This window comes from Mycobacterium sp., from assembly GCF_032162105.1.
Lineage (GTDB): Bacteria > Actinomycetota > Actinomycetes > Mycobacteriales > Mycobacteriaceae > Mycobacterium.
The window spans coordinates 1-7350 of sequence record NZ_JAVRPS010000134.1 but is presented as its reverse complement, the minus strand read 5'-3'; the positions used below and the strand labels follow the sequence as shown (position 1 = coordinate 7350).

At 67.6% G+C, this 7350-nt stretch carries 8 protein-coding genes and 3 pseudogenes; 8 read left to right on the top strand and 3 right to left on the bottom strand.

Annotated elements, in window-relative coordinates:
- Nucleotides 1–113 precede the first annotated feature (113 nt).
- Complete coding sequence (locus QOC69_RS06645; protein WP_526437595.1) at nucleotides 114–869, top strand: YebC/PmpR family DNA-binding transcriptional regulator; 756 nt, start codon at nucleotides 114–116, stop codon at nucleotides 867–869.
- 11 nt (nucleotides 870–880) lie between these two features.
- Here QOC69_RS06645 and QOC69_RS06640 read toward each other — a convergent pair whose 3' ends face one another.
- The 3 genes from QOC69_RS06640 to QOC69_RS06630 form a co-directional block, all read right to left on the bottom strand.
- Nucleotides 881–1147 (bottom strand): hypothetical protein, encoded by a 267-nt coding sequence (locus tag QOC69_RS06640; protein WP_526437593.1) that lies wholly within the window; start codon nucleotides 1145–1147, stop codon nucleotides 881–883.
- Nucleotides 1148–1242: 95 nt separating this feature from the next.
- Nucleotides 1243–1845, bottom strand: a complete 603-nt coding sequence (locus QOC69_RS06635) for a TetR/AcrR family transcriptional regulator (RefSeq protein ID WP_526437591.1) — start codon at nucleotides 1843–1845, stop codon at nucleotides 1243–1245.
- A gap of 71 nt (nucleotides 1846–1916) precedes the next feature.
- Complete coding sequence (locus QOC69_RS06630) at nucleotides 1917–2747, bottom strand: alpha/beta fold hydrolase (protein ID WP_526437589.1); 831 nt, start codon at nucleotides 2745–2747, stop codon at nucleotides 1917–1919.
- A 67-nt stretch (nucleotides 2748–2814) separates the two neighbouring features.
- Between QOC69_RS06630 and QOC69_RS06625 the strand changes: the two genes are divergently transcribed.
- The 7 genes and pseudogenes from QOC69_RS06625 to QOC69_RS06595 all read left to right on the top strand — a co-directional run.
- On the top strand, nucleotides 2815–3426 hold the full coding sequence (locus QOC69_RS06625; protein ID WP_526437587.1) for a TetR/AcrR family transcriptional regulator: 612 nt from the start codon (nucleotides 2815–2817) through the stop codon (nucleotides 3424–3426).
- A 33-nt stretch (nucleotides 3427–3459) separates the two neighbouring features.
- Nucleotides 3460–4038, top strand: coding sequence for a crossover junction endodeoxyribonuclease RuvC (gene ruvC / locus QOC69_RS06620; protein WP_526437585.1), 579 nt, complete (start codon nucleotides 3460–3462; stop codon nucleotides 4036–4038).
- Complete coding sequence (gene ruvA / locus QOC69_RS06615; RefSeq protein ID WP_526437583.1) at nucleotides 4035–4622, top strand: Holliday junction branch migration protein RuvA; 588 nt, start codon at nucleotides 4035–4037, stop codon at nucleotides 4620–4622. The genes ruvC and ruvA overlap by 4 nt, the downstream gene beginning before the upstream one ends.
- 23 nt (nucleotides 4623–4645) lie before the next feature.
- Nucleotides 4646–5689: a Holliday junction branch migration DNA helicase RuvB gene (gene ruvB, locus QOC69_RS06610; RefSeq protein WP_526437597.1), complete on the top strand. Its 1044-nt coding sequence runs from the start codon at nucleotides 4646–4648 to the stop codon at nucleotides 5687–5689.
- 52 nt (nucleotides 5690–5741) lie between these two features.
- Nucleotides 5742–5903 (top strand): annotated as a pseudogene (locus tag QOC69_RS06605) (DUF1304 domain-containing protein); the annotation flags it as partial.
- A 47-nt stretch (nucleotides 5904–5950) separates the two neighbouring features.
- Nucleotides 5951–6578: pseudogene (locus QOC69_RS06600) on the top strand (IS607 family transposase).
- A pseudogene (locus QOC69_RS06595) lies at nucleotides 6575–7350 on the top strand (IS607 family element RNA-guided endonuclease TnpB); the annotation flags it as partial. The pseudogenes QOC69_RS06600 and QOC69_RS06595, both read left to right, overlap by 4 nt.

Sequence of the window (7350 nt, the reverse complement as noted above, 5' to 3'; positions counted from 1 at the left end):
CGGCCGTCGCACCCAATCTGCAGCACTACATCGAGGGTGACCTCGGGCGGTCCGAACCTGCACGTAGACTCGACAATCGGACTTAGCGGTAGAGAAGAAGAGGTTGTAGGTACATGAGCGGCCATTCCAAGTGGGCGACCACCAAGCATCAGAAGGCCGTCAAAGACGCGCGCCGTGGCAAGGAGTTCGCCCGGCTGATCAAGAACATCGAGGTCGCCGCGCGCACTGGCGGCGGTGACCCGGCCGGCAACCCGACGCTCTACGACGCCATCCAGAAGGCCAAGAAGACCTCGGTGCCCAACGACAACATCGAGCGGGCCCGCAAGCGCGGTGCAGGCGAAGAGGCCGGCGGCGCCGACTGGCAGACCATCACCTACGAGGGCTACGGCCCGAACGGGGTGGCGGTGCTGATCGAGTGCCAGACCGACAACCGCAATCGCGCCGCCAGTGAGGTCCGGATCGCCATGACCCGCAACGGCGGCAACATGGCCGACCCGGGTTCGGTGGCCTACCTGTTCACCCGCAAGGGCGTCGTGACGCTGGAGAAGAACGGCCTCACCGAGGACGACGTGCTGACCGCCGTGCTCGAGGCCGGCGCCGAGGACGTCAATGACCTTGGCGACAGCTTCGAGGTCATCTCCGAGCCCACCGATCTGGTCGCTGTGCGAACGGCGTTGCAGGAGGCCGGAATCGACTACGAATCGGCCGATGCCAGCTTCCAGCCGTCAGTCACGGTGCCCGTCGATCTCGACGGCGCCCGCAGGGTGCTCAAGCTGATCGATGCGCTCGAAGACAGCGACGACGTGCAGGACGTGTACTCCAACGTCGACATTCCCGACGACGTGGTGGCCCTCCTCGACGAGGAGTGACTCACTCGCTTCTAGTGATGTCCGCCGATTCCGCCGTGGCCGTGATGATCGAGGATGACCACGCCGCCGAAGTACGGGTACTGCTGCTGGTATTGCACGTAGGGCGGGGTGGCGGTGATCTGGCTGTTGCCCGGTGTCTGGCATTGCGTGCTCGTGCTGCTCACTGCCGTGCACGTCGGCCCGTTGGTCGCCGCAAGCGCCGATGGGGCGAGGGCGATCGATCCTGCTGCAGCGGCCGCGAATAACGCCGGCGCGATGAAGCCCTTTGTGATGCTCATTCTGTAGCTCCTAATTAGAAACTGTACGTTCAGTTTCTACTAGGTTTCAGCGCTGTTACGTCCCAAGTTGTTCCCGTTGGATGCGATGGCGTAAGTCACACCGCGAGGCCCGACAACGATGCGTCGACGATCGCGTCGGCAGAGGCGGCATCGAGTGGACCGTTGCCGGTAACCAGGCGGTACATCGCCGGCCCGAAGATCACATCGATGGCGACTTCGGGGTCCACATCGGCACGTAGTTCGCCGCGGGCGACACCGCGATCCCAGATCGCCCGGCCCACTCGCCGCCGGGAATGAATGAGGCCGTCCCGCAACTCCGCCTGGACCACGGGGTCGGATTGCGCTTCGCCGACGAGCTGAGCGAAGACCCGTCCGCTAGTGGTCGTATAGAAGTGCATCACGCCCCGCAGCACGATGACGAAGTCGTCGTGCGCCGATCCGGTGTCGGGATCGGCCGAGTCGGCCAACATCTCCGACAGGAACGCCTCGACGGCGACGCTGTACTTGTTCGGCCACCACTTGTAGATCGTCGCCTTGCTCGCCCCGCTGCGGGCGGCAATCAGCTCGGTGGTCATCGCCCGGAGCCCGACCTCCTGCATGAGCTCCGAAGCCGCACGAACGACAGCGGCCCTGGACTGCTCGCTGCGGGGTCGGCCAGGCCGGGCCCGGGGCGGCCCGTGGGCAAGGTCTTCGGTCATCGGTCACCGGTGAGCATCGATACTGAACGCATCGTTCAGTATCAGGCATCGGGGGCCGTCCCGCAGCTCGTTCAGCGGCCCAGGAAGGCGCCGATCTCGCGGGCGGTCTGCTCGGGCTGGTCGAGCATGATCAGCACGTTCGCGTCGTCGACGTAGCGCAGCGACCCCTTCGTCAGCTCGGCCAGCCGCGCCGCGTGATCGTCGGGCATCACCGGGTTGTGACTCCACAGCACCAGCACGTCGCCGTCGAACGCGGCCAGCCGCTCGGTGCTGCGCACCAGGTCGGGCTCGACGAACTTGGTGCGGCAGTACTTCACCAGATCGCGCCGGATCCGTTTGTCCTTCAGACCGGCGTCGAACCACGCGTCGACGATGTGTTGCGGTATCGGCTTCTTCGCCATCATCCCGAACATCAACCACTGCCGCCGCAACCAGCCGATGCGGAGCTGGCGCATCGCGAGCGACACCGTCAGCGGGCTGCGGCTGGCCAGCCAGGCGACCTTGCCGGGGAAGCCGGGCGGGAAGTTCCCGAACGCCTCGGACGGGCAGATCACCAAGCTGCCCACCCGCTTGTCGCGGCCGACGTCGGTGAGGAAGATCGCGCCACCCCAGTCGGTGACCACCAGCGTGACGTCGGTCAGGTCGAGCGCGTCCAGGAAGTCGGCGACGATGCCGACCATGCCGGGCATCGTCAGGTTGGCGTCGTCGCGCATCGGCACGCGATGCCCGCCGAGGGGCAGCACGGGCAGTAGGTAGCGATGGCCCGGAGGCAGCAGGGGCAGGGCCAGATCCCATTGGGCGTCGTTCATCAACAGACCGTGCAGCAACACCACCGGCGCCCCATCAGGGTCGCCCTCGTCGCGGTACTCGACGATCCCCGCATCGAGCTCTATCGACTTCACCTCGGCCAACCTCCAATAGAACGATAGTTCTAGAACGTATGCTCTAGTCTGTCTTCAGGAGGCGACATTGGCAAGGTCTACCCGGGAATCGATCCTCACCGCCGCGGCGGAGCTGATGCGACGGAAGGGCTATGGCGCGGTCGGCATGAAGGACGTCGTCGCGGCGTCCGGGGCGCCGATCGGCTCGCTGTACCACCACTTTCCCGGCGGCAAGGCGCAGATCGCGCGCGAGGCACTGATCAACGCGGGCACGGCCTATGGTTTGCTCATCCCGACCCTCGTCGATCCCCACGACGATCTCGGCGAGGCGATCGCGTCCGTGTTCGCGCAGGCGGCCGCGGACATGGCGGGCACCGGTTTCGCCAACATGTGTCCGGTGGCCAGCGTCGCCGCCGAGGTCGCCGACACGATCGAAGACCTACGCGACACCGCAGCCGACGTCTTCACCGGCTGGCTCGACGGCGGCACCGCCTACTTCGTCTCCCGAGGACTACCCGAGGACGCCGCCCGGGACCTGACCGTCGCCCTGGTGGCTGCGCTGGAGGGTGCCTTCGTCCTGGTGCGCACGCTGCGAGATACCGAACCCTTGCTGGCAGTAGGACGAGTGCTCGCGCCGCGGTACCGAGGCGTGCAGATGCTGCCGCGTGTCGTGCCGGTAGAGGTCGGATCCGCCCGCTAGGCTCTCGAACAACTGTTCGGGAAGGAGACACTGGTGCGCGTGATGGGTGTCGACCCTGGGCTGACGCGCTGCGGGCTGTCCGTGATCGAGAGCGGCGGCGGTCGCCGGGTCATCGCGCTCGACGTCGACGTGGTCCGCACGCCGTCCGACCAACCCCTGCAGATGCGCCTGTTGACCATCAGCGACGTCGTCGAGCACTGGATGGACACCCACCGGCCGGACGTGATCGCGATCGAGCGGGTGTTCGCGAACCAGAACGCGAACACTGCGATGGGCACCGCGCAGGCGGGCGGCGTGATCGCGCTCGCCGCCGCGCGGCGCAACATCGACGTGCACTTCCACACGCCCAGCGAGGTGAAGGCCGCCGTCACCGGCAACGGTCGCGCCGACAAGGCTCAGGTCACCGAGATGGTCACCAGAATCCTTGCGCTGCAGACCAAACCGACACCCGCCGACGCCGCCGACGCGCTGGCGCTGGCGATCTGCCACTGCTGGCGCGCACCGATGATCGCCCGGATGGCCGCGGCCGAGGCGATGGCCGCCGAGCAGCGCAAGAAATACGAGGCCAAGATCAAGGCGGCCCCGGGTCGGATGTCGCGGAGCGCGACGTGATCGCGTCGATTCGCGGCGAGGTGCTCGACATCGCGCTCGACCACGCCGTCATCGAGGCGGCCGGCGTTGGCTACAAGGTGTTGACCACCCCGATGACGCTGTCCACGCTGCGGCGCGGCACCGAGGCCCGGCTGATCACGGCGATGATCGTCCGCGAGGACTCGATGACGTTGTACGGCTTCGCCGACGCGGACTCGCGCGATCTGTTCACCATGTTGCTCGGCGTCTCCGGCGTCGGGCCCAAGATCGCGCTGGCGACGCTGGCGGTCTACGACCCGCGAGCCCTGCGCCAGGCGCTCGCCGATGGCGACGTCACCGCGCTGACGCGGGTTCCCGGCATCGGCAAGCGGGGCGCCGAACGTCTGGTGCTCGAGCTGCGTGACAAGATCGGCCCGGTGACACCCGGCGTGACGACCGCGATCGGGCACGCGGTGCGCGTGCCCGTCGTGGAAGCGCTTGTCGGACTTGGGTTCGCGGCCAAGCAGGCCGAGGAGGCCACCGACAAGGTGCTCGCCGGAGATCCCGACGCCACCACGCAGAGCGCGCTGCGCGCAGCGCTGTCCTTGCTGGGGAAGACCTCGTGAGCCGATTCAACGACGACCGGGACATGGAAGACGACCCCGACCGGGAAGTGTCCGCCGCGCTGACGGTCGGCGAGGGTGACGTCGACGCGAGCCTGCGACCCCGAACCCTCGGGGAGTTCATCGGCCAAGCCAGGGTGCGCGAGCAGCTGCAACTGGTTCTGGAGGGCGCCAAGAACCGGGGCGGCACACCCGATCACATCTTGCTCGCGGGTCCGCCGGGCCTCGGCAAGACGTCGCTGGCCATGATCATCGCCGCCGAACTGGCCACGTCGCTGCGGGTGACGTCCGGACCGGCTCTGCTGCGGGCCGGTGACCTCGCCGCCATGCTCTCCAACCTCGTCGAGGGCGACGTGCTGTTCATCGACGAGATCCACCGCATCGCCCGGCCCGCCGAGGAGATGCTGTACCTCGCGATGGAGGACTTCCGCGTCGACGTCATCGTCGGCAAAGGCCCTGGGGCGACGTCGATTCCGCTCGAGGTGGCACCGTTCACCCTCGTCGGGGCCACCACCCGGTCCGGCGCGCTGACCGGGCCGCTGCGCGACCGGTTCGGCTTCACCGCCCACATGGACTTCTACGAACCTCCCGAACTGGAGCGGGTGCTGTTCCGCTCGGCAGGCATCCTCGGCATCGAACTCGGCTCGGACGCAGGCACCGAGATCGCCCGGCGGTCGCGGGGCACACCCCGGATCGCCAACCGGCTGCTGCGCCGGGTCCGTGACTACGCCGAGGTGCGCGCCGACGGCGTCATCACGCGCGACATCGCCAAGGCCGCGTTGGCGGTGTACGACGTCGACGAACTGGGCCTGGACCGGCTGGATCGCGCCGTGCTCTCGGTGCTCACCCGCAGTTTCGGTGGCGGCCCGGTGGGGGTGTCCACGCTCGCGGTGGCCGTCGGCGAAGAGGCCACGACGGTCGAGGAGGTATGCGAGCCTTTCCTGGTGCGGGCCGGCATGCTCGCGCGCACCCCGCGTGGCCGGGTGGCCACCACCCAGGCATGGACCCATCTGGGTCTGACACCGCCCAGCGGCGTGACCGGGCTGGGGCAGTCGGGCCTGTTCGAATAGTCGAGAGGGCCGGAATGGCAAGCGGCACAATGAGAACGGGACTGGATGCGCAATGGTCACCGCTGCATTGATTTTCGCCGGACTGGCGGCAGTGCTGCACGTCTACATCTTCGTGCTGGAATCGCTGCAGTGGACGGCGCCGCGGACACGCGCCACGTTCGGGACCACGCTCGAGTCGGCGGAGGCCACCAAGGAGCTGGCGTTCAACCAGGGGTGCCAACTGCTGGCGCGAAGGTGTGGGCTGGTGAGTGGCCTGGTGGGGTGAATCTGACGGAGTGGGCGCGGTCGCAGGGTGTACATCGGCAGACTGCGTGCCGCTGGTTTCGGAGGGAGCACTGCCGGTGCCGGCGGTTCGGGGAAGTCAGCGCACGGTGTTGGTGAGCCCGGGTGTCGGCGAGGGAGTTGTTGTCGCTGGTGTGGGCTCGTATGCCCGGGTGTCCAGCCGTGATCAGCGTGATGATCTGGATCGGTTGCTCGGTTGAGTGAATGGGCGGCGCAGTCTGGTTGCGCTGTGGTGCGGGTCGAGGCTGAGGTTGGGTCGGGCATGAACGGTGCTCGGCGGAAGGTGCGCCGGTTGGTGGCTGATCCGCGGGTGGCGACGGTGGTGGTGGAGCATCGGGATCGGTTGGGGCGGATGAACACCGAGCTGGTGGAGGCGGCGTTGTCAGCGCACGGCCGTCGGTTGGTCGTGCTGGATTGCGGTGAGGTCACCGACGATTTGGTGCGCGACGTGGTTGAGGTGCTCACATCGTTTTGCGCACGTCTGTACGGTCGCCGCGCGACCGGGCGATCAGAGCGCTCGGGCGTGCGCAACGCGATGTCGGGCCAGCAGCGTTTGTCGGTGCTGGTGGCGATGATGACTGCCATGGGTAATGGGGTGACGCGGTGATCGTGGGGATGCGCACTGGTGGGCAGGCAGCGCGGGTGGCTGCGCTGACCGGAGGTGTGCAGCTGCCCGGTAAGCCCAGTCGGGACGGCACGGCTAGGTTGTCGCGGCTGGTGGATGTGGGGCTGGATTTCGAGGTGCACCGGGCGGCGGTGGAGTCGGTGTCGGTTCTGTTCGCCCTGCATTCCGGTGATGCCCTCGGGTGTGCCGAGGTGGGAACCCCCGGTGAGCCGGTGCCGACGGGTTGGATGGTGACCGCGGCGAAGTTCGAGGTCCAGTGGCCCGCTGATTCGGTCGGGGCGCGAGGTGTGCGGTCGCATTTCGGTGCGCGGCGCAAGGCGTTCAACTGGCGTCTGGGACGGGTCAAAGCCGACATGGACGCCAAGAAACTGGACCCGGGTCATCAGTCGGTGGCGTGGACTCAGGGCGCACTGCGCAAGGTGTGGAACCAAGCCAAGGACGACGTCGCGCCGTGGTGGGCGGAGAACTCGAAAGAGGCGTACTCCACCGGGCTGGCCGATGTGGAGACCGCGCTGAGGAATTGGAAGGCCAGCAAGACCGGGAAACGCAAAGGTAGGCGGTTGGGATTCCCGCGGTTCAAGTCCGCGCGGCGTGATCACGGTCGGGTCCGGTTCAGCACCGGGGCACTGCGGGTGGAGCCCGACCGCAGAACCATCACCGTGCCGGTGATCGGCGGGCTGCGGTCCAAGGAGAACACCCGCCGGGTGCAACGACATGTGGCCAGCGGGCGCGCGCGGATCCTGAACATGACCCT